At 44.0% G+C, this 20,639-nt stretch carries 23 protein-coding genes; 20 read left to right on the forward strand and 3 right to left on the reverse strand.

The genetic code is table 11. The features are described from left to right. Positions 1 to 127 precede the first annotated feature (127 nt). Positions 128 to 1,198, reverse strand: a complete 1,071-nt coding sequence (gene prfA, locus LRM46_RS02185; protein ID WP_320412666.1) for a peptide chain release factor 1 — start codon at positions 1,196 to 1,198, stop codon at positions 128 to 130. 60 nt (positions 1,199 to 1,258) lie between these two features. Between prfA and LRM46_RS02190 the strand changes: the two genes are divergently transcribed. Next, positions 1,259 to 1,858, forward strand: coding sequence for a hypothetical protein (locus LRM46_RS02190; protein ID WP_129744462.1), 600 nt, complete (start codon positions 1,259 to 1,261; stop codon positions 1,856 to 1,858). A 60-nt stretch (positions 1,859 to 1,918) separates the two neighbouring features. Here the strand turns inward: LRM46_RS02190 and LRM46_RS02195 are convergent, their stop codons facing one another. Then, the gene (locus LRM46_RS02195) at positions 1,919 to 2,263 is read right to left on the reverse strand and encodes a type B 50S ribosomal protein L31 (protein ID WP_129744463.1); all 345 of its coding nucleotides are present in this window, start codon (positions 2,261 to 2,263) and stop codon (positions 1,919 to 1,921) included. A 91-nt stretch (positions 2,264 to 2,354) separates the two neighbouring features. Here LRM46_RS02195 and LRM46_RS02200 point away from each other — a divergent pair, with 91 nt between their 5' ends. The 3 genes from LRM46_RS02200 (at position 2,355) to tsf (ending at position 4,777) form a co-directional block, all read left to right on the forward strand. Continuing rightward, the gene (locus tag LRM46_RS02200) at positions 2,355 to 3,341 is read left to right on the forward strand and encodes a hypothetical protein (protein WP_243812849.1); all 987 of its coding nucleotides are present in this window, start codon (positions 2,355 to 2,357) and stop codon (positions 3,339 to 3,341) included. A gap of 109 nt (positions 3,342 to 3,450) precedes the next feature. Then, a complete protein-coding gene (rpsB, locus tag LRM46_RS02205; protein ID WP_165000018.1) occupies positions 3,451 to 4,179 on the forward strand; it encodes a 30S ribosomal protein S2 in 729 nt (242 codons plus the stop codon). A 1-nt stretch (position 4,180) separates the two neighbouring features. Next, a complete protein-coding gene (gene tsf / locus LRM46_RS02210; protein ID WP_129743823.1) occupies positions 4,181 to 4,777 on the forward strand; it encodes a translation elongation factor Ts in 597 nt (198 codons plus the stop codon). A 46-nt stretch (positions 4,778 to 4,823) separates the two neighbouring features. Here the strand turns inward: tsf and recF are convergent, their stop codons facing one another. Beyond that, on the reverse strand, positions 4,824 to 5,876 hold the full coding sequence (gene recF, locus LRM46_RS02215; protein WP_243812850.1) for a DNA replication/repair protein RecF: 1,053 nt from the start codon (positions 5,874 to 5,876) through the stop codon (positions 4,824 to 4,826). Positions 5,877 to 5,966: 90 nt separating this feature from the next. Here recF and frr point away from each other — a divergent pair, with 90 nt between their 5' ends. The 16 genes from frr to serS all read left to right on the forward strand — a co-directional run bounded on the left by frr (position 5,967) and on the right by serS (position 20,634). Next, the gene (gene frr, locus LRM46_RS02220; RefSeq protein ID WP_243812851.1) at positions 5,967 to 6,521 is read left to right on the forward strand and encodes a ribosome recycling factor; all 555 of its coding nucleotides are present in this window, start codon (positions 5,967 to 5,969) and stop codon (positions 6,519 to 6,521) included. Next, a complete protein-coding gene (locus LRM46_RS02225; protein ID WP_243812852.1) occupies positions 6,521 to 6,940 on the forward strand; it encodes a hypothetical protein in 420 nt (139 codons plus the stop codon). The genes frr and LRM46_RS02225 overlap by 1 nt, the downstream gene beginning before the upstream one ends. Beyond that, entirely contained in the window at positions 6,933 to 7,628 is a 696-nt protein-coding gene (gene uppS / locus LRM46_RS02230) for a polyprenyl diphosphate synthase (RefSeq protein ID WP_243812853.1), read from the forward strand. Before LRM46_RS02225 ends, uppS begins: the two co-directional genes overlap by 8 nt. Continuing rightward, positions 7,625 to 8,785: a M50 family metallopeptidase gene (locus LRM46_RS02235; RefSeq protein WP_243812854.1), complete on the forward strand. Its 1,161-nt coding sequence runs from the start codon at positions 7,625 to 7,627 to the stop codon at positions 8,783 to 8,785. The genes uppS and LRM46_RS02235 overlap by 4 nt, the downstream gene beginning before the upstream one ends. Further along, entirely contained in the window at positions 8,766 to 9,572 is an 807-nt protein-coding gene (locus LRM46_RS02240; protein ID WP_243812855.1) for a CPBP family intramembrane glutamic endopeptidase, read from the forward strand. The genes LRM46_RS02235 and LRM46_RS02240 overlap by 20 nt, the downstream gene beginning before the upstream one ends. 17 nt (positions 9,573 to 9,589) lie before the next feature. Beyond that, positions 9,590 to 10,837: an aminoacyl--tRNA ligase-related protein gene (locus LRM46_RS02245; RefSeq protein WP_243812856.1), complete on the forward strand. Its 1,248-nt coding sequence runs from the start codon at positions 9,590 to 9,592 to the stop codon at positions 10,835 to 10,837. 126 nt (positions 10,838 to 10,963) lie between these two features. After that, complete coding sequence (gene greA, locus LRM46_RS02250) at positions 10,964 to 11,419, forward strand: transcription elongation factor GreA (RefSeq protein WP_243777712.1); 456 nt, start codon at positions 10,964 to 10,966, stop codon at positions 11,417 to 11,419. Between the two features lie 46 nt (positions 11,420 to 11,465). Continuing rightward, positions 11,466 to 12,968, forward strand: a complete 1,503-nt coding sequence (locus LRM46_RS02255; RefSeq protein WP_243812857.1) for a lysine--tRNA ligase — start codon at positions 11,466 to 11,468, stop codon at positions 12,966 to 12,968. Positions 12,969 to 13,058: 90 nt separating this feature from the next. Continuing rightward, the gene (locus LRM46_RS02260; RefSeq protein ID WP_243812858.1) at positions 13,059 to 14,012 is read left to right on the forward strand and encodes a CNNM domain-containing protein; all 954 of its coding nucleotides are present in this window, start codon (positions 13,059 to 13,061) and stop codon (positions 14,010 to 14,012) included. A 23-nt stretch (positions 14,013 to 14,035) separates the two neighbouring features. Further along, positions 14,036 to 14,686: a hypothetical protein gene (locus LRM46_RS02265; RefSeq protein WP_243812859.1), complete on the forward strand. Its 651-nt coding sequence runs from the start codon at positions 14,036 to 14,038 to the stop codon at positions 14,684 to 14,686. 119 nt (positions 14,687 to 14,805) lie between these two features. After that, the gene (locus LRM46_RS02270) at positions 14,806 to 16,095 is read left to right on the forward strand and encodes an ABC transporter permease (protein ID WP_243812860.1); all 1,290 of its coding nucleotides are present in this window, start codon (positions 14,806 to 14,808) and stop codon (positions 16,093 to 16,095) included. A gap of 10 nt (positions 16,096 to 16,105) precedes the next feature. After that, complete coding sequence (locus LRM46_RS02275) at positions 16,106 to 16,804, forward strand: ABC transporter ATP-binding protein (RefSeq protein ID WP_129743900.1); 699 nt, start codon at positions 16,106 to 16,108, stop codon at positions 16,802 to 16,804. Continuing rightward, on the forward strand, positions 16,794 to 17,138 hold the full coding sequence (locus tag LRM46_RS02280) for a PadR family transcriptional regulator (RefSeq protein WP_243812861.1): 345 nt from the start codon (positions 16,794 to 16,796) through the stop codon (positions 17,136 to 17,138). Before LRM46_RS02275 ends, LRM46_RS02280 begins: the two co-directional genes overlap by 11 nt. Then, a complete protein-coding gene (locus LRM46_RS02285) occupies positions 17,138 to 18,415 on the forward strand; it encodes a PspC domain-containing protein (protein ID WP_243812862.1) in 1,278 nt (425 codons plus the stop codon). Before LRM46_RS02280 ends, LRM46_RS02285 begins: the two co-directional genes overlap by 1 nt. A gap of 65 nt (positions 18,416 to 18,480) precedes the next feature. Next, positions 18,481 to 19,320 carry an undecaprenyl-diphosphate phosphatase gene (locus LRM46_RS02290; RefSeq protein WP_243812863.1) on the forward strand — a complete coding sequence of 280 codons (840 nt, stop codon included), beginning with the start codon at positions 18,481 to 18,483 and terminating at the stop codon, positions 19,318 to 19,320. Positions 19,321 to 19,392: 72 nt separating this feature from the next. After that, positions 19,393 to 20,634, forward strand: a complete 1,242-nt coding sequence (gene serS, locus LRM46_RS02295; protein WP_243812864.1) for a serine--tRNA ligase — start codon at positions 19,393 to 19,395, stop codon at positions 20,632 to 20,634. The last annotated feature ends 5 nt before the right edge of the window (positions 20,635 to 20,639 follow it).

Below are 20,639 nucleotides of genomic sequence, written 5' to 3' on the forward strand. Positions count from 1 at the left end.
GAAGCGGCAATTAAGAGTTTGTACGGAAAATATAAACGGCGCGCTAGCGACGAATCTCTAAGTTTCGATGACCGCGATAAGTGGAGTGAGGCTGCGCTTGATTTAGAATTTAGAAATCCAGATCTCTTTAATGATTAGCATTCTGAGCTTTCAGTTCACGCTCATATCTCTGTAGATTTTCAATCAAATCGTCGATATCCCCGTTCATTGCAGCGGGGATATTGCTGCGGCTGTAGTGAATGCGGTGGTCGGTGATTCGGTCTTGCGGGAAGTTGTACGTTCGGATTTTTTCCGAGCGGTCACCAGTTCCAACCAACGAGCGTCGCTCGGCACTTAATTTGGCGTTTTCCTCGTCAATTTTCATCTGTAACAATCGCGAACGAAGCACACTCATAGCTTTCTCGCGGTTTTTAATTTGTGACTTTTCGTCCTGGTTTGTAACTATCATTCCAGTCGGCAAGTGGGTAATTCGCACCGCCGAGTCTGTGGTATTCACACTCTGTCCGCCGTGTCCGCTGGAGCGGTAAATGTCGACGCGCAAATCGTTCGGATTTATCTCAATGTCGGCCTCTTCTGCTTCTGGCAAAACCGCCACTGTTACAGTTGAAGTGTGGACGCGACCTTGGCTTTCAGTGACTGGAACTCGCTGAACTCGGTGTACGCCACCTTCGAACTTCAATTTAGAGTATGGCGCGTCGCCCTTGATCATGAAAATAACTTCTTTATAGCCGCCAGAATCATTGGCTGATTCGCTGATTAATTCTACTTTATAGCCGTTAGATTCGCACCAACGTAAATACATGCGGTACAGTTCCGCCGCAAACAATGACGCTTCATCGCCACCCGCACCGGCACGGATTTCCATGATGATATTTTTCTCGTCGTTGGGGTCTTTCGGGGTAAGTAGGATGAATAATTCTTCTTCTAATTCGGTCAATCGAGCTTCGGTTTCAGTAATCTCAAGCTTCGCCAGGGCAGCCAATTCACCGCCTTCGTTTGCTAATTCTTTGGCTTCTATTAAGTTTTTTTCCAGGTTTTCTCGCTCTTCGCCTTTGGAGATAAGCGTTTCTAATTCTGAAAATCGTTTGTTTTTTACCGTAAAATCTGGTGAGCTGTAGGCATCAGGTTGCGCTAAAAAATTGCTCAAATCAGCTCGTTCATTTTTCAGAGAATCCATATCTAAAGAAATCTTCGCCATATCTATAAAATTATATCATACATTGACAAATGTTTCCTAGTATTGTATTATATGGTCGTAATGAGAGAATGCAAGGTTGAATCGCGTGATTTGGTTTACGAAAATACTGATAAGTTGGCGCTTTGTGATGTTGGAAAGTCGCCTGAACTGGTGCAGTGTATTGAAGATCTTCCAGAGGATATACCAGCAAACGATCCGAGAGTTGATTTGATTGTGGAGAGTTTGTTTGAGATTGATACCAATCCAATAGAGAAGCCAGTTTCACTACGTGATTTGAATGAATCAATTAAAGATAATATTGCCAGTGAAACGAAAATATCTATATATGAGGGTGAGTGGCCTGACATGAGAGCGATTCCGGGATCTGATATTCCGTTGCCGGTTGAATTATTTGTGGCTGCACCGATGATTAAAGATTGGCGAGAAGGGCGAGTGTCGGAATCGAAAGGTGGAAAAAGTAGCCGCGATATTATTAGGCAATACGCAGGAATGGACCCGAAAACTAGTCCTTCAATACGCAGTGTAGACGTTGTTGTGGATTCTGATGGCGAAGTGTTTTTGGCTCTACAAGGGGACGGCGCTCACCGCTTATGTGCCGCAAAGATGCGGGGAGACCGTGAAATATTATGTCGTGAGGTAAATATTGTCAGATTGAACTAATGTAAAATAAAACCGCCCAGTGATTGAGCGGTTTTTGGATTGTCGGACTAATTTGTCAGATTATTTAATCTTTTTGTCTGATTTTGGAGAATCAGTTTTAGCTGCTTTTTTAGCGTTAGCTTTCTTTGCTTTGTTTGCCAAAGCTGCTCGGCGAGCTTCAGCGGCAGCTTGACGAGCCTTAAAGCGATCAACACGACCCTCGGTGTCGATAATCTTTTCTTCACCAGTAAAGAATGGGTGTGAAGCTGATGAAATGTGAACCTTAACTAATGGATATTCGTTGCCGTCTTCCCATTTGATAGTTTCGGTTGTTTGCGCTGTTGACTGAGTCAAGAACGCGAAGCCCGCTTGTTCGTCGCTAAATACGACAGGGCGATAGTTTTGTGGGTGAATACTGCTTTTCATAACTGTTCAATTGTACATAATTTATCGAAAAATGTCAAAAGTCCGTAGCCTTAACTTTGCTATTTTGGCGAAATTATGACATAATATAGATATGATAGAGTTACCGACTAGTCCTAATGCTTTGAGTGAGTTAAGTCCAGTGGCGCCGCCAAAGTTATTGTCGCAGGCTCAAGACGCTAGTCGAGATAATCTTATGGTCTATGTAAAAGCGGATAATTATCTGGGCACAGAAACGAGCGACCCTTCATTTATGAAAAGTCGATGTGAAATGACTGAATACGAAGCGATAAATGATTTTGTGCAATTTATAGAGACGACAAAGTATTATTTACCTGATTACATGGAGTATTGCGCTAAAGAATTAATAGATGAATTGGTTTTTTTGGGCATGTCGGAATTGCATTTTGCGGCAACAGCGCTAGCAAAAAGACTTAGGCACCATTTAGAAGTTGATAATAAGCCAGTCTATATTGACGTAGGAAATTCGCTAAGTCAGTGTCGTGTTAAAAACGAGATGAAAAGTAGTCAGTATATTTTAAGTCTGGTCTTATCTAAATTTCCAGACGATGAATTCGAAGAATATGAAGGTAGACTGAAAGTGTATGGCGGCAGGGGTGAGATTGGCGAGAGCTCTAAGATTTTATTTATCGATGATTGGATTATTGGCGGCGATCAGGTGAGAGAGCGAATTTCAGTATTTGGAGCATATAATAACCCCGGGGCTCATAAGGTGAGTGTATTAGTTATGGCAGCTAGTAGTAACTACATTGATAATGGTATAGGTGCGGACTCTCTGTGGGGGGAGGCGACATATCCTGTAGAGGCTTACTACAGACTCAAAAATGACCATAATGATTGGGGTGTGAGTAGAGTAACAGGTGTACATTCTTCGACTGATAGCGCATTTGGCTATGAGGTTGATGATATAGCTTATCGTGCTATCAAAGGGGGGATTCTCAAGGGGGAGAGAATTGATAGGTTAACTTTACCTGCGTTGGTAAATATAGTGCGACCGTATCGAAACGGTGAGGATTTTGATGGTCTGTCGCGATTTAGACAATTGCTAGAGAAAGGGTAATATTTGCAGATTTACTGATTATTTGGTATAATTACCAGGTAACTAATTTTAATGACACAATCCGTTTCACACTCCAAATCGTGAGCGGATGAGGCAAAAGGAGAAGAGAATGTCTGTAAAGGTAGACATTAAGGCTTTGCTGGAGTCAGGTGTTCATTTTGGACACAAAACCAGCCGCTGGCACCCAAAGATGGCGCCATATATTCACAGTAAGCGTCAGGACAGTCACATTATTGACTTGACTAAGACTGTTGAAGCTTTGGACAAGGCTTTGCCAGAATTGACAAAAATCGCCGCATCAGGCCGTAAGGTTCTGTTTGTTGGTACCAAAAAACAAGCCAAAGACGTTGTTCGTGAAGCAGCTGAAAAGATCAACCAGCCATACGTAGTTGAGCGCTGGATTGGTGGTATGTTGACTAACGGTTCAACTATTGCTCAGCAAATTAAGAAACTGAAGAATCTTGAAAAGCGAATGGCTTCAGGTGACTTGGAAAAGCGTTATAACAAGCTTGAAGTACAGCGCTTCCAGGAGGAAATCGACAGCTTGAATATGAAATATGGCGGCATCAAGGATTTGATGGGCAAGCCAGGCGCTGTTGTTGTGGTTGACGCATTGACCGACGCAAATGCAGTTCGCGAGGCTCAAACTTTGGGCGTGCCGGTATTTGCGATTGTTGACACCAACGTTAACCCAACAGGAATTGATTACGTAATTCCAGGTAACGACGACGCTGTTAAGGGTATTCAATTGCTATTAGACTACTTCACCGCAGCTGTTGCTGAAGGCGCAGGTAGCGTAAAGGTTGAAGAAAAACCAGCTAAAAAAGAGGAGAAATAGGATGGGCGTTTCTGTTGACGATATCAAAAAATTGCGTGAATTGACTGGCGTAGGCTTGACTGACGCTAAAAAAGCTTTGGTCGAAGCTGAGGGCGATTTCGATAAAGCTTTGGAAGCTATGCGCAAAAAAGGCTTGACGAAAGCTGAAAAGAAGGGCGACCGCGAAGCTCGTGAAGGTTTGATCGAAAGTTATGTTCACTCTGGTCGAATCGGCGTTATCGTTGAGGTAAACTGTGAAACCGACTTCGTGGCTCGACTTGACGACTTTAAGACGTTGGCGCACGAAATTGCTATGCAGATTGCAGCGATGAGTCCAAAGTATGTTTCTGAAGCTGACATTCCAGCAGAGGAAATGGAGCGCGTTAAAGCTGAGCTTATGGCGAGCGAATCTTTGGCAAGCAAGCCTGAAGAAATGCGCGAAAAGATCGTTGAAGGTCAATTGAAGAAGCACTTTGCTGAGCAGGTTCTTATGAGTCAGGCTTACATCTTGGACGATTCTAAGACTGTTGAGCAGCACGTTAAGGAAGCAATCGCGAAATTAGGCGAGAACATCGTTATTCGTCAATTCAAGCGAATTGAGCTGGGTGTCAGCGAATAGATTTTCGCACAGAGAAGAAATCGGCCGTAGTAATGCGGTCGATTTTTTATTGTGTGGAGATTATTGAGCAGCCGTCTTTTTGGTGGCGCGCATCTGTCGTGGTGACGATAAATTGGTGATTTTGGATGGTTTCTTGGAGGAGTTTTTCGCGAGTGGCGTCTAGTTCCGAGAAAACGTCGTCTAGTAGAATTAGCGGTCGAGATTGACTAATCTCTGTCTGCATTTCAAGCTCTAGCAACTTGAACGCCAGCATAATTGTGCGCATTTCGCCACGTGAAGCAACTTTAATGGCGGGCTGATTATGGAGGAAAATTGTGAAATCTTCACGGTGTGGGCCAGCTGAAGTAAAACCGGTTGCTATTTCATATTCGCGGGATTTTCCTAAGCGATTAAGTAGGGCTTGGTCGTAATTTTCCAGAGGTACAATAGCGCCATATTCGATTGATAATTGTGTGTCTTTTCCTGCCAAAGATTCGTATAAATTTTTTATGCGGGGCTCGTTTATCTGGAGAAATTTGGCTCGTTTTTGGGCAATGTTGGTTGCGTATTGGACAAATTTTATGTCCCAAGCAAACAGGTTGTCGCGCCAAATTGATGAGTCTTCTTGGTGGGATTTTAAGAGTTCGTTGCGCTGTAAAAGAGTGCGATTAAAAGCTCTTAAATCCGTGTCATATTTGGGGTCAAGTCGGGCAATTAAGCCATCTAGAAAATCGCGTCGTCGGGACGGCGAAGAGGAAATTAATCTTAGTTCGCTTGGCTCAAACAAAACGACAGGCAAGCGGTTTTTTCTGGTTAAGACCTTTGATTTATTGTCATTGATGATGAATTCTTTGTTGATTTTTCCGGAAATTGAATCAAGCTTAATGCGTCGCTCGCCGAAATCGCCCTCCAGATGAACAATTGTTTGCGGGGCGTTCAGCGTCATACAATCGCTAAGGCTGCCACGAAAACTACTGCCGCGCAGCGCTACATAAACCGCCTCGAGCAGATTCGTTTTTCCTGTGCCATTTGGTCCGACGATTACCGTCCCAGAATTACTAAAAGTCGCTTCGTGCAGATGATAAGACCGAAAATTGTATAGCTTAATCTTAGAAATCACTCTGTTATTATAGCACGGGGCGTAAGGCAAAATTAGCAGACAAGACGCTTGAAGTTTGATATAATAACGGATAGATAAATTGGAGGAAATATGTTCGACACAAACCCTTATGAAGAAAAAATGAATGCAGCGTTTAGCTTTTTTCAAGATGAATTGAAGAAGGTGCGAACGGGTAGGGCGCACGCTGGAATGCTCGACGGTGTTATGGTTGAGGCTTACGGTTCAAAAATGCCACTTAATCAGGTTGCAAACGTAACCGCTCCAGAGGCACAAATGTTGTTAGTTACGCCATTTGACCCGAGTAACATTACGGCAATTTCTTCTGCGATTCGCGATAATCAAAGCTTGGGTTTTAATCCGTCTGACGATGGGCGAGTGGTTCGCGTTCCAGTTCCAGCTTTGACGGAAGAGCGCCGCCACCAATTGGTGAAACAGGTTAGCGAAAAGGTTGAGGAGGCTCGAATTGCGATGCGAAACATTCGTCAGGATGCATTAAAGGACGCTAAGCGAATGAAGGACAATAAAGAGCTGAGCGAAGACGATTTGAAGCGTGTAGAGAAAGAAATTGACGGCTTAATGGGTAAGGTGCAAACGCAAATTGACGAGGCATTTAAGGCGAAAGAAAAGGACGTCTTAACCGTTTAATGAGCGAAACTTTTGCCGATAAAGTGAAAGCGTTGAATTTGCCGTTGGATCAAATTATTGTTATTGGTAGCGGGATTTTGGATCAATTGGGGATTCGTCCAGCTAGTGATATTGATCTTGCGGCGAGTTCTGATTTGATGAAAAAGTTCTCCGAGGAAAGTGGCGATTGGATTAAAAAGTTCGACGATAATCAGCGTTTTTATTTTGTAAAAGGTGATGGTTCGGCTGAAGTTTGGGATGGCTGGGTTTTTGATGGGCAGGCTGTTAGTTATGATGATTTGCTTGATTATGCGGTGAAATATGATGGTGTGAGGTTTGTTGATTTGGAATTTCTGCGCAAATGGAAGAGCTGGCGTGGACGTGAAAAAGACGTACGAGATGTTGAGCTAATTGATGAATGGAGGGCAAATAATGAGTGAAAATGTGAGTTTGCCGCGGCATATCGGGTTTATTGTTGATGGAAATCGGCGGTGGGCAAAGCAGCACGGTCTGCCGACATACGAAGGACATCTGGCGGGCTATAACGCGCTAAAAGACGTGGCGTTGGAGGTTCTTCATCGAGGCGTGAAATATGCGAGCGCTTACGTTTTTAGTACGGAAAACTGGAAGCGGTCAGAGGAAGAAGTCCGACATTTGATGAAATTGCTATTGAACATACTGAAGGCTGACCTGCCGATATTTATTGAAAATGAGGTTCGCTTGAGGGTTGTTGGGTCCAGGGAAGGCTTGTCGGATCAATTGATCAAAGCGATTGACGAGGCTGAGGAGAAAACTGCCGATCTGAAAAATGGAGAATTGGTCTTATGCTTGAATTATGGCGGACATTTGGAGATTGCTGATGCGGTTAAAAAAATTGTTCAATCTGGAGTTTCTCCTGAGGAAATCACGCCCGAGTTGATTGCTCAAAATATATACGCGCCAGAGGTGCCGCCGTGTGATTTGATTGTTAGAACTTCTAGCGAGCAACGGCTCAGCAACTTTATGTTGTGGCGCTCGGCGTACAGTGAGTTAATGTTTATTGAGAAGAATTGGCCAGACATGACGGTGGATGACGTGTCGGTGATTTTAGAGGAATACGCTAATCGGAATAGGCGGTTTGGGAAATGATTATTTGGGGAGTACTTTTAGGGCTATTTGTTCTCATTTTATTGGTGGTTTTGCATGAATTAGGTCATGCTATTGTCGCCAAGAGAAACGACGTTAAGGTTGAGGAATTCGGAATCGGATTTCCACCTGCTGCAAAAAAATGGAAAGTAAAGCGAAGTTTCTTGGGTGAGGACGTAACGTTTAGCTTGAACTGGCTGCCGCTTGGTGGGTTTGTCAGATTGAAAGGCGAATACGATTCCGCAAAAGGCGAGGGCACATATGGCGGTTCGACGTTTTGGGTGAAGACGAAAATCTTGCTGGCTGGCGTCGTGATGAACTGGATGACTGCGATTGTTTTGTTCACGATTCTTGCGACAATTGGTATGCCGAAAATCCTGTCGAACCAAGTTCAATTGCCATTTGACACAGAGGTTAGGCGTTCGCCGGTGACGATAGCGAAAATCACACCGAATTCTCCAGCGGATAAAATTGGACTTAAGGTTAATGACGAACTGATTGAGATAAACGGTCAGTCGCTTACAGAGGCGGGAAAGTTGCCAATTGTAACGAAGGAGAATGCTGGCAAAAAAATCAACGTCAAGTACAAGCGTGACGGTAAAGAGTCGGCTGTTGATGTCCAGCTGAATGATGAAAAGTCCGTGAAGGGAAGCGGATATCTGGGCATTATTCCGGGGCAGACGGAGAAAATGTATAGCACCTGGTCGGCGCCTATTGTGGGTGTGGCGACTACTGGGCAATTGTCATATGAAACTATCAAAGGCGTTGGTGTGTTATTGGTAAAAACCGTGCACGGATCAATCGGGCAAATATTCGGTTCCGCAGAATCAAAAGAATCTGCACGAGCTGATTTGGCATCTGTTAGCGGGAGTGTAGTAGGACCAATTGGCATGCTAGGCGTATTGTTCCCGTCAGTTGTCAGTTCTGGAATTGAAAATATCATTTTCGTGGCGGCGTTAATCTCTCTGACTCTGGCGGTGATGAACATTTTACCAATCCCAGCGCTTGATGGTGGTCGCTGGTTCACGATGACAATTTTCCGCTTATTTAAGAAAGATCTGACGAAAGAGCGTGAAGAAAATATTCAGGCAACCGGTATGCTAATTCTATTAATCTTAACAATTTTGGTGACGATCAGTGATGTTGGAAAGCTCTTCTAAGAAATTAAAAAACCGTAAATGGTGGCTGATTTTGGCGCTTCCAGCTTGGGTTTATAGCGTATTTTTGGCGGTGGAAGTTGTTGTTTCATTGGCGGTCGGTGCTTTGGCAAAAATCGGCGTACCTCTCGGTTCTGTGAATCCAGTTGTTGTTAATACGGTGCTTTCGGTTGTCGTATATATTTTGTCGCTAATTATCGTGATTTCTGTACCGTTTTTGGTTAAGAAGCGCCGAACAACTTTGAGCGATTTGGGCGTGAATGATTGGCCGACGTTTTTGGAAATATTCATCTCTCCGTTTGCTTTTGTGGCGTACTTTTTACTAACAATGGTTACAATGAGCATCGCTAGTGGTGTTTTCTTAGTGGACATGCAGCAAAAGCAGGTTATACCGTTCAGTCAGAGTATGTTGGCGACTCATTGGCAATTTATCATGGCGTTTGTTGTGTTGGTGGTGCTGGCGCCGATTGTTGAGGAGCTTTTGTATCGCGGATATCTTTATGGCAAGTTGCGCAATTCTTTCTCAATTTGGCTGTCAATTATCGTAACAAGCATAGCGTTTGGCGCGGCACATCTTTGGGTTGGTCCAGATTCACCATTGCAATGGGCGGTGGCAGTTGATACATTTACTTTAAGCCTGGTGATGTGTGCGACCAGGGAATACACTGGCGCAATTTGGGTGCCGATTATGATGCATATGGCGAAAAACGGAATAGCTTTTTATTTCTTGTTTGTTAATACGGGCGCAATTAATCAGACAGAATCGTTATTGCCATTTATATTTATGTAAAGGAGAAAAATATGCGAATGACACAACTTTTTACTAAAACTTTGAAACAGGCACCAGCTGGCGAGGTTGCGCGAAATGCTCAGCTTTTGATTCGTGCTGGCTACGTACATAAAACGATGGCGGGCGTGTATTCGTTTTTACCATTGGGTTTGAGAGTTCTTGAGAATATTAAGCAAATTGCTCGCGAGGAAATGGGTAAAGTCGATAGCCAGGAATTGGTGATGAGTACTTTGCAGCGAAAGGAATTGTGGCAAGAAACTGGTCGCTGGAGTGATGAATTGGTCGACGTTTGGTTTAAGTCTAAATTGCAAGACGGCACGGATATAGGCTTTGGTTGGACGCACGAGGAGCCGATTGTTGATCTTCTTCGCAATTACTTAAAGAGCTACAAAGATTTGCCAATTAGCGTTTATCAATTCCAGAACAAATTGCGAAACGAACTTCGCGCTAAGAGTGGAATTATGCGTGGGCGTGAATTTGTGATGAAGGATATGTATTCGATTCACGACAGCAAGGAGAGTTTGGACAGTTATTACAATTCGGTCATTGAGGCGTATAAGCGTTGTTATGACCGATTTGGGATTGGCGATGAAACATATGTGACGTTTGCTTCTGGCGGCGCTTTCACGAAGTTTAGTCATGAGTTTCAGACGATTTGCGACGCTGGTGAGGATTATATTTATCTTCATCGCGGTAAAAATATCGCTGTTAATGAGGAAGTTTTGGATGAGGCGATTAAGGAGCTTGGCGTTGATCGTAGCGAGTTAGAGAAAGTGAAAACTGCTGAAGTTGGCAATATCTTTAATTTCGGCACGCAGAAATCCGAAGAAATGAAGTTGGTATTTACTGATGGCGAAGGCAAAGAGCGATACGCTTATATGGGAAGTTATGGTATTGGAATTACGCGAGTTATGGGCGTGATTGTTGAGAAGTTTGCTGACGATAAAGGTTTGGTTTGGCCAGAAAATATTGCGCCGTTTAAGGTTCATATTGTTGCAATTGGTGAAAAAGGGCAGGAATTGGCGGGCAAGTTTTATGACGAGCTGGCTAATAGTGGCGTCGATGCGCTACTTGATGATCGCGACGAGCGTCCAGGTGTGAAATTTGCTGATTCTGAGCTAATGGGATTGCCGTGGCGGATAACGATTGGCGATCGAGCGATTGACGGTGATGGCTTGTTTGAATTGACGGAACGAGCAACTGGCGAAACGCGAAAAATGGATTATCAGCAATTGATGGATTTTTGCTTGAGTCGGCAAGGCTGATCATATTGACATAATAAATAGCGATTGATATACTCAGATAGACTTAATCAAGACTAATTAAAAACACTATATTTAGTGTAGATCGTAAGACTAATACCACTACATACAGTAGAGGAGGAAATTTTTATGAAAAAAACTTATCAAATTACAGAAGCTGGGAAGGCTGATTTAGAAAAAGAATTGGCAGAATTGAAGGGGCGACGCGGTGAGATTGCTGAGAAAATTGCGGCAGCGCGAGATTTTGGCGACTTGAGCGAAAACGCGGAATATGACGCTGCACGCGAAGAGCAAGGCTTGGTGGAAACGCGAATTTTGGAAATTGAAGATATTCTGCAGAACGCCGAAATTATTAAATCCAACGGCAGCTCAAGCGTTGGTTTGGGTAGTACGGTCGAATTGCAATGCCCAGAAAGAACTGTATCTTACACGGTGGTTGGGCCAGTTGAAGCCGATCCATTGGCTGGGCGAATCTCAGATCAGTCGCCAATTGGTAAAGAATTGATTGGTAAGAAAATCGGTGACGAAGTGACGATTAAAACGCCAAAAGCCGAAATTACCTACATTATTAAGTCGATATCTTAAGTCTGGCGAGATCTGCCGCGCATAATGTGCTATAATTATCTCTGTTATGGCTACACTTCAAGATTATCGCAATGAACGACTACGAAAACTGGAAACGTTACGTCAATTAGGCGTTGAACCGTATCCAGCAAAATCAGAACGAACTCACACTTGTGCTGAGGTTTTGTCTAAGTACGATGAGCTAGCTGGTAAGGAAGTTGTTGTTGCGGGTCGCGTGGCATCTATTCGCAGTTTTGGCAAATTGGCGTTTATTAAATTACGCGATCAATCTGGCGATGTGCAGCTTTACTTGCAGCGTGATGACGTGGCGGAATTAGATGCTGCGCGCGGTGTGCTTGGAATGAAGCAGCTTAAATTGCTAGACACGGGCGATTTTATCGAGGCGAAGGGCGTAATGACCACCACGCAAACGGGTGAAAAGTCCGTTGGTGTGCGCAAGATCAGACTATTGACTAAATCGTTGAGGCCAATGCCAGAAAAATTAGAGAACAAGGAAGAGCGCTTGCGCCGACGTTATGTTGATATGAATGTCAATCCCGAAGTTCGCGAGCGATTCATTCGCCGAAGTAAGTTTTGGCAAGCAACGCGAGATTATTTGAATAGTCATGGATTCATTGAGATTAATGTTCCTGTTTTGGAGCACACAACTGGCGGTGCGGACGCGAACCCATTTGTGACGCATATGGATGCACTGGGCGATCAGCAGTTTTATTTGCGAATTAGTCATGAATTGCCATTGAAGCGATTGATTGGCGCTGGATTTGAGAAAGTTTATGATCTCGGTCCGCGTTTTCGCAATGAAAATTACTCGGACGAGCATTTGCCGGAGCATATTGCTATGGAGTGGTACGCGGCTTACTGGGACTGGAAGCAGGGAATGCGTTTTATGGAGTCGATGTATAAAGATGTGCTTCAGAAGACTTTTGGCACTTTGCAATTCCAATTGGGCAAGTTCAACGTCGATATGAGTGGTGAGTGGGAAGTTTGGGATTACGCTGAAGTTATTCGCAAGCATTACGGAATCGACGTTTATAACACGACAATTGAAGAAGTTGCCGCTAAACTGAAAGAGTATAATTTGGAAGTCGAAAAAACTGACTCTATTCCGCGCAGCATTGATAAATTATGGAAGAATATTCGTAAAGATGTTGCTGGTCCGGTTTGGTTGGTGAACACGCCGAAGTTTATTAGTCCGCTGTCAAAGACTAATCCGGAAAATCCAGAGACGGTGGAGCGTTTTCAGCCGGTGATCGCTGGTTCGGAATTGGGTAATGGATTCTCTGAGCTTAATGATCCGATTGACCAGCTAAATCGTTTTCTTGAGCAGCAGCAAATGCGTGACGCTGGTGATGAAGAGGCGATGATGCTTGATATTGATTACGTTGAGATGTTGGAATATGGAATGCCGCCGGCTTGTGGTTGGGGTTATTCTGAGCGAGTATTCTGGATTTTCGAGGGCGTTACAGCGCGTGAAGGTGTGCCGTTTCCGCAGCTTAAGAGTGAAATTGACGAAACAACTCGGGCGATTTATCCGCAAGTCAACTTGTAATTTTGCTATAATTAAGGATATGGATTTTTTATTGGAGTTATTTTCTGACACGCTAGCTTCGTTTGCGGTTAAGGGTGAAAGGTTGTGATTATGTCTGATGTTTTATTATGGCTGGCGGCGACTGTTTTATTGGCGCTTTCTGGGCTATTTTCCGGTCTGAATATTGGTTTAATGATGGCGCGACCTGATGACTTGAAGCGAAAAGCCAGGCAGGGCGACAAAATTGCGGCACGGGTGTATCGATATCGAAAAGACGGTTATTATTTGATTTTCTGTATTTTGCTTGGTAACGTCGGCGTGAATACCGCGATGTCAATTTTGCTGGGAAATATGACAAATGGCGTGGTTGGTGGTTTGATTGCGACGCTCCTTATCACGATGTTTGGCGAGATTTTGCCGCAGGCGATTTTCTCGCAGCGTGGATATCGATTTGTGCGATATTTCTTTTGGTTGCTTGATGTAATTTACGTGCTATTTTGGCCGCTTGCTCAGCCGATGTCGAAATTGTTGAATTGCTGGCTAGGTAAGGAAACGCCGCAATTATATTCTCATCAGGAGCTGGAGGAGATTATTCACGAGCACGCCGTTAGGTCGGATAGCCCGGTTGATTATGACGAAAGCCGCATTGCTGCGGGTGCGTTGCAGTTTAGCAAAAAGACGGCTGGCGATTTGGTTACGCCGATGAGTGAGGTTTTTGTCGTGGATTTGGATGACGAGTTAGATGCTACACTTTTGGCGCAAATAAAGCACGCTGGACATTCACGAATTCCAGTTCAGTCTGACGGGGAATTGGTCGGAGTTTTATACGTGAAGGATGTCGTTGGACGAGATTTGCCGTTGCCAATTAGCCAATTGTACCGCGATAAAATTTATGATATTGACAAGAGGTCGCGCCTGGACACAGTCTTAAGTCGATTCATTCAAACGCACAATCATTTGTTTGTGGTGATGGACGATGAGATGGAGCTGGGAATTATTACGCTGGAAGACGTGATTGAAGAGATTCTGGACCAAGAGATTGAAGATGAGTATGATGAGGAATAAGATTAAATTGAGGAGGTCATAAAATGTCTGAAGAATATAATAATGGAGTGCCTGATAGATTACGACAAGTTACAACAGAGACAATGTCTCCTGAGGTATTATACACACTCGATACTTATCCAGACGTATCGCCGCAGGATGTGATGTATATTGATGAGTCTAGGGCAGAGGGAAGTGGTCGTCTAATTATCAGTAAAGGACAATCTGTTAAGCTACTTGAGGAGGCTGATCTGCCTACGTCTAATTTGGTGGTGCTGATGAGTGTATGGCAGAGAAATGATCAAGGTGATTTGTGTCGTGGTATTATCGCCGATTGTCGATTTTATAGCGGACGCTTTGATGCTGAGTATGGCGACGAAGAGACTGATGATTACGATGGAATTGATGATGAAATCTACAATAAGGACGACGAGCAGGTTATCTCCGCAGTAATTGATTACGGAGATGATGAAGAAGTCAAGATTTGGGGAGATCCGACGTTTTTTGATGCTGCTAGATATATGGCTGGTTTGGTAGATAATGAGTCGATAGAGAAAAACGGGGTTGTTGCGGGCAGTCACGAGATTCAGGACAGTGTGAACGACGGCGGGTTGCGGGAGCGTGTGAGTACTGAGCCTTTTTATAAGCGCGCGCTTAATGGCTTGGCGAAGATAGTTAAAGCTAGGCGAAAATAGCGATCTCTAAGCTGACAGAGCCTGCGATTTTTTGAATATTATTTTCAAAAATACCTTGACTATTTAAGGTACCTTGTATAACATAGTACTATGTATAGTAAATCAACAAGGAGCTTAATGTGAGAAGAATTGACATTATTAAACGCGCCGGTCGAAATTTGGGGCAATCAAAAGGCCGCACGATTTTAACCGCGCTGGCGATTTCAGTCGGAGCATTTACGATTGGATTGGCGCTGATGGCTGGAGAAGGTGGCCGTCTGTATACAAACAGTCTGGTCGACGCGGCTGGTGATAAAAAATCCGTTTCGGTCTATAAAAAAGTGACCTCGTCAGGATCTGATAGTAATCTTCCGGAATATAGCGACTCGGAAGATACGGAAAATAGTCAATCTAAGGCGATAGAGAAATATTCGATGACTGATAACGACGTGAAAAAAATACAGAAAATCCCGCACGTGGAAAAAGTGACGCCAGCTTATTCTATGTATGGAGTTTTATATGTCAAAAGTTCGGCAAGCGACAAGAAATTCGTGCCTAGCGTAACTGTGAAGTTTGATAAAACTCGAATGAAGTTTGCAGCTGGTGATTTGGATAATTTTATGCCGAAAAAGGGTGAAGTTGTTATTTCAGAATCTTACGTGAAAAAAATGGGATTCAGTGATGCAAAATCAGCAATTGGGCAAACGATTACACTAGGATTGCAAAAAGGAACTTCATCAAGCAAGGGTGCTGACAAGGAAATATCTCTGAAAGTCGCAGCAGTCGATAAACCTTCGGATACGATCCTGTTTTACCAGCCGACTGTGCGCGTTTCTGTGGACGACGCTAAGGATATTTACGACTTTAGTCACCCTAAAGATTTGCCTAATGAATATTCTTACGTAATTGCGTCAGTTGATGATGAGAAAAATGTTGAGGCAGTGAAGAATGAGCTTGGCAAGGATTATGAGTCGTATTCGATTCAGGACACGCAAAAAGTTATTTTAACTTTTGTGAATGTGGCTCAAATGGCGCTGATTGGGTTTGGCGGCTTGGCGCTTTTGGCGAGTGTTTTTGGGATTATTAACACAATGTACATTTCGGTTTTGGAGCGAACTAGTCAGATTGGGCTAATGAAAGCTTTGGGAATGCGAGGTCGCGATATTGGTAAAATGTTTAGATATGAAGCGGCGTGGGTTGGACTTCTTGGTGGCTTAATTGGTGTTGGATTAGCAAGTTTGATGTCACTACTTAATCCTATGATTGCTAGTTTACTGAAATTGGAGCAAGGTACGAATCTATTGGTCGTTAATCCTCTGCAAATGGGACTTTTGATAATCGGACTAATGGTTATGGCGGTACTTTCTGGCTGGCTGCCGAGCCGCAAGGCAACAAAATTAGATCCAATTGAAGCGTTAAGGACGGAATAGGAGAGTTGTTATGATTGAGCTTAAAAATGTGACGAAAATTTACGGCAAAAAGAAGAACCAATTTGTGGCGCTAAATGATGTGAGCTTGCGGATTCCAACGGGTGTGAGCGTGGCGATTTTGGGAAAATCTGGTTCGGGAAAATCAACGCTGATGCACGCAATTTCCGGCCTGGATCGACCACAGCAAGGTGAGGTGATTATTGACGGTCAGGATATTCTGAAATTGAAACAAAAGCAAGTTGACGAGTTCCGCGCGAGAAAAATAGGTTTTATTTTCCAGAGTTTCTTTGTTCAGGGCAATGAAAGCGTGGCGGACAATGTGAGTTTGCCGCTGGAAATTGTGAAAATGCCAAGGGGTTTGAGGGAAAGTAAGATCAATGAAGCGCTGAAGGCGGTGGACTTGTACGAGAAGCGCAAGAATCGTGCGAAGGATTTGTCGGGCGGTCAGAAGCAACGTTTGGCGATTGCTCGGGCAATTGTCGGCAGTCCTCAGATTATTTTTGCGGACGAACCTACGGGAAATTTGGATAGCGAAACTGGCGCGAAGGTGGAAGAATTGCTGTTCAATTACAACAAGCAAGAAGGCGCAACGCTGATTATCGTGACGCACGACGTTGATTTGGCTAAGAAATGCGATTATCAAATTCTGATCAAAGACGGCAAAATTAAGGGTTCTAATATACCGAAAGAAGGCAAGAGTGGACGTTGATAGCTATGCGGAAAGCTTGGCGGTCCAATTGCGAAAAGGATTTTTGGTTTACTGCGTTTTACTGGTTTGTTCTAATAAAGCGCAGTACGCCGGCGACATCGTTAAGCAATTGAACGATTCGAACTTAACGGTGGTCGAAGGTACGATTTATCCGCTGCTGAATAGGCTGCAGAAAGACGGATATTTGCAACACGAATGGCAGGAAAGCGAGCAAGGTCCGCCGCGAAAATATTATTCATTGACAGATCACGGCGATCAATTGATTCACGAACTTAAAGATCGCATAAATATGCTAAATAATTCGCTTGATAACTTAGAGAAAGGAACAAAATAATGAAGGAAATAACCAGGATTCATCTGGCAAAAACGGCGTTTAGTGCGGAAATTGACGCTAAGAAATCGCTAGAAAAATATCTTAATTCGATTCAGAAAAATATGCACGCCGACGCGGAAGCGATGAAGGAAATTGAGGCGCGAATGGTTGAGATTTTGGCTGAGCGTGGCGTGATGAAAGAGGGCGTTATTGGCGATGATGACGTTTTGGCGATTAAAAATCAAATGGGCGAACCGCGTGATTTTTCGGATGATAGCGAGGACTCAACTGATGAATTGACAAATGATAATGAAAAACCAGAAAAGCAATTGATGCGCGACACAGACGGCGCTGTCATTGGCGGTGTGTGTGCGGGAATAGCGGCGTACTTTAATATCAATCCGTTGTGGGTGCGACTAATTGCAATTGTCTCGCCGTTTGTAACATTCGGTACGATGGTGCTGGTTTATCTCGCAATGTGGGTGTCAATGCCGCCAGCAAAAACCGCGTCGGACAAATTACGAATGCGCGGGAAGCCGGTAACTTTGGCTGCACTTAAGGAAGCTTCCGCTGATGGAAGCTCAACTGCGTCTGCCGGAAAAACTCCAATTGCGAAATTTTTCCAATATTTTATCGGTGTTATGGTGTTACTTACGACGCTAGCGATACTGTTTGGGCTGATTGTTGGCGGGGCGCTCGGCGTTTCCATGATTGATATGCTCGGCGGTTTGGGTATGCAAATGTGGGCGTGGGGAGTATGGACTTCCTTGGCAATTGGCGGAATCGCGGCGGTGATATTTGGCGCAATTGTAACGCGTAGCATATTCGCTTGGAAGGTCAATCGAATGTCTGTAATTACAATGATCGTGGCGGCGTCCGTTGTTTTTATGAGTTTGGCAAGCGCCGCAATATTTAGCGCGCCCGCTGGCTTGGAATATGCACGTGAATCGCAGCAACTTACGAAGAAAGTAAATATCGATATTCCGGATACGGCAAACGCTAATTCAATTTTTATTGATATGCCAGTGGGGAATGTTTCGCGAATAAATTCTGACAAATTTAAGGTGGAGGCGGAGTTTGTGGATTTGCCAAAGGCGAATAAACCAGAAATTAACGTGCGCCGCGATGGCGATAAAATCGTGCTGTCTGTTTCTGAGAAGTGTAACGCGATATTCTTTGACGGTTGCTTGAAGTTTTATAAGCCGATAACTGGCTTGAAAATTTATGCTCCTGCGGGCGTGAATGTTAGCGGCTTGTTCTATCAAAATTCGATTGAAGCAGAAAATTCCGAATCTTAGGCCTATGCATTTGAATGATTTTACTGCTAATGCTACACTTGAAGGATGAAAGGTAATTTTTAAGCGTGGCTTGGTGGCAAGCGATTGTCCTTGGTATTGTTGAAGGAATTACGGAATTCTTACCGATTTCTTCGACTGGACATTTGACAATTGCCGAGAAATTGTTGGGAATGCGAATTGACGATCCGAGCGTCGTGGCTTTTACAGCGATAATTCAGATCGGAGCAATTTTGGCGGCGGTGATTTATTTCTGGAGCGACATCTGGCGAATCCTGCAGGCTTGGTGGCGCGGTCTATGGTGGAAACGAGCGCGTCGAAAGTTTGATTATAAATATGGTTGGGCAATTATTATCGGTTCAATTCCTATTGCGATTGTCGGATTATTATTTAAGCATGAAGTTGAAACAGTTCTGCGCAGTTTGTGGTTTGTGGCATTCGGGCTTATTGGCTGGAGTGTTGTTATGTGGCTGGCTGACAATCGTGCGGTAAATAACAAGCGTGGCGAAACTGAGACTAGCTGGAAAGACACGCTGGCGATTGGCGCGGGGCAGTGTTTGTCGCTTATTCCTGGAATTAGTCGCTCTGGTGCAACGATTTCAGTCGGTCTGTTTCGTGGATTTGACCGCGTGTCGGTTACGAAATTAAGTTTCTTCTTGGGTATTCCAGCGCTAGTTGCGGCGGGGTTGTTGGAAGTCGCTACCAAATATAAACACATTTCTGGCGGCGTTGGCTGGACTCCAACTATAGTTGCCACGGCAATTTCATTCGGTGTTGGCTATTTGGCCGTGTCGTGGTTATTGAAGTTTATCCAGAGTAATAATTTCCGACCATTCATAATTTATCGATTCGCATTAGGTTTGGTGTTATTGGTTATGCTTGGTGTTGGAATGATTTCTCACGTTTAAAAGAGATAAATTTAGCAGTATTTCAACTGCTCTTGAGACTATTTTTATTCAGAATTGTTATATAATGAAAGTATGTTAGATATTAAGTTCATCCGAGAAAATGCCGATTTGGTGCAAAAGTCGGCAAACGATAAAGGCTATAAAGTTGATATTGCGGCGTTGTTGCAATTAGACGATGAGCGCCGCGATTTGCAGAAGCAGGTTGAAGCGCTACGCGAACAGCGTAATGTTATTTCAGCGAAGATGAAGGGCGGTCGACCAGACCAAGAGCTAATTGATCAGGGCAAGCAATTGAAAGTTGAGCTGGCAGAGCGTGAGAGCTATTTGAAATCGACCGAGGAAAAAGTTGCGGCAATTCTTAAAAACGTCCCGAACATCACTTTTGACGACGTGCCTTTGGGTGGTGAAGAAGATTCTGTTGAAATAAAAGTTTATGGCGATTGCAAAACTGGCGCAAAAGATCATTTGGATTATGCCGTAAGTCGCGGTTGGGCGGACTTTGAACGTGGCGCTAAAGTGGCTGGTGCGAAGTTTTATTATTTGAAGGGCGATTTGGCTTTGCTGGAAAATGCCGTAACTCAATTTGCCTTGGATTACGTAACAAAGCAGGGCTTCACATTTATGACCGTGCCACATATGGTCAATTTGCGAACGGCTGAGGGCGCAGGTTTTACTCCGAAGGGTGAAGGCAGCAATGAATATGTAGTTGACGGTGAAGATTTGACGCTAATCGGTACGGCGGAAATGCCATTAACCGGCTACCACGCGGATGAGATTTTGGACGAAAAAGATTTGCCATTACTGTACGCTGGCTATAGTCCTTGCTATCGAAAAGAGGCGGGAACGTACGGCAAGCACACGCGTGGTCTGTTCCGAGTTCACCAGTTTAATAAGCTGGAAATGTATGCGTTTTGTTTGCCTGAGCAATCTAAAGAGATTCATGAGAAAATTCTTAGCGTTGAAGAGGCGCTTTGGCAGCAAATTGGGATTTCTTATCACGTGGTTAATATTGCGGCGGGCGATTTGGGTGCCCCGGCTGCAAAGAAGTATGACATTGAATATTGGTCGCCAGTTGACCAAACTTATCGTGAACTGACGAGTTGTTCGAATTGTACTGATTATCAAGCTCGTGGTTTGAATATTCGAGTCAGGCGAGAAAATGGCACGATTGAATCTGTTCACACATTGAACGGAACTGCGGTATCGTTAGCTCGCTCTCTGGTGGTGATTTTGGAGAATTTCCAGAATCCAGATGGAACTTTGACTGTTCCTGAAGTACTTCGTCCATATATGAATGGTCGTGACGTGATATAATAAGA

This window comes from Candidatus Nanosynbacter sp. HMT-352 (genome assembly GCF_022819345.1).
Lineage (GTDB): Bacteria > Patescibacteriota > Saccharimonadia > Saccharimonadales > Saccharimonadaceae > Nanosynbacter.

What these genes read in the sequence shown, in the direction of transcription:
- rpsB (WP_165000018.1), top strand. Translation starts at nt 3,451, where the DNA reads ATGTCTGTAAAGGTAGACATTAAGGCTTTGCTGGAGTCAGGTGTTCAT.
- LRM46_RS02260 (WP_243812858.1), top strand. Translation starts at nt 13,059, where the DNA reads ATGTCTGATGTTTTATTATGGCTGGCGGCGACTGTTTTATTGGCGCTT.
- tsf (WP_129743823.1), top strand. Translation starts at nt 4,181, where the DNA reads ATGGGCGTTTCTGTTGACGATATCAAAAAATTGCGTGAATTGACTGGC.
- LRM46_RS02195 (WP_129744463.1), bottom strand. Translation starts at nt 2,263, where the DNA reads ATGAAAAGCAGTATTCACCCACAAAACTATCGCCCTGTCGTATTTAGC.
- LRM46_RS02245 (WP_243812856.1), top strand. Translation starts at nt 9,590, where the DNA reads ATGACACAACTTTTTACTAAAACTTTGAAACAGGCACCAGCTGGCGAG.
- uppS (WP_243812853.1), top strand. Translation starts at nt 6,933, where the DNA reads ATGAGTGAAAATGTGAGTTTGCCGCGGCATATCGGGTTTATTGTTGAT.
- LRM46_RS02285 (WP_243812862.1), top strand. Translation starts at nt 17,138, where the DNA reads ATGAAGGAAATAACCAGGATTCATCTGGCAAAAACGGCGTTTAGTGCG.
- LRM46_RS02275 (WP_129743900.1), top strand. Translation starts at nt 16,106, where the DNA reads ATGATTGAGCTTAAAAATGTGACGAAAATTTACGGCAAAAAGAAGAAC.
- LRM46_RS02190 (WP_129744462.1), top strand. Translation starts at nt 1,259, where the DNA reads ATGAGAGAATGCAAGGTTGAATCGCGTGATTTGGTTTACGAAAATACT.
- LRM46_RS02200 (WP_243812849.1), top strand. Translation starts at nt 2,355, where the DNA reads ATGATAGAGTTACCGACTAGTCCTAATGCTTTGAGTGAGTTAAGTCCA.
- serS (WP_243812864.1), top strand. Translation starts at nt 19,393, where the DNA reads ATGTTAGATATTAAGTTCATCCGAGAAAATGCCGATTTGGTGCAAAAG.
- LRM46_RS02240 (WP_243812855.1), top strand. Translation starts at nt 8,766, where the DNA reads ATGTTGGAAAGCTCTTCTAAGAAATTAAAAAACCGTAAATGGTGGCTG.
- LRM46_RS02235 (WP_243812854.1), top strand. Translation starts at nt 7,625, where the DNA reads ATGATTATTTGGGGAGTACTTTTAGGGCTATTTGTTCTCATTTTATTG.
- greA (WP_243777712.1), top strand. Translation starts at nt 10,964, where the DNA reads ATGAAAAAAACTTATCAAATTACAGAAGCTGGGAAGGCTGATTTAGAA.
- frr (WP_243812851.1), top strand. Translation starts at nt 5,967, where the DNA reads ATGTTCGACACAAACCCTTATGAAGAAAAAATGAATGCAGCGTTTAGC.
- LRM46_RS02255 (WP_243812857.1), top strand. Translation starts at nt 11,466, where the DNA reads ATGGCTACACTTCAAGATTATCGCAATGAACGACTACGAAAACTGGAA.
- LRM46_RS02225 (WP_243812852.1), top strand. Translation starts at nt 6,521, where the DNA reads ATGAGCGAAACTTTTGCCGATAAAGTGAAAGCGTTGAATTTGCCGTTG.
- prfA (WP_320412666.1), bottom strand. Translation starts at nt 1,198, where the DNA reads ATGGCGAAGATTTCTTTAGATATGGATTCTCTGAAAAATGAACGAGCT.
- LRM46_RS02265 (WP_243812859.1), top strand. Translation starts at nt 14,036, where the DNA reads ATGTCTGAAGAATATAATAATGGAGTGCCTGATAGATTACGACAAGTT.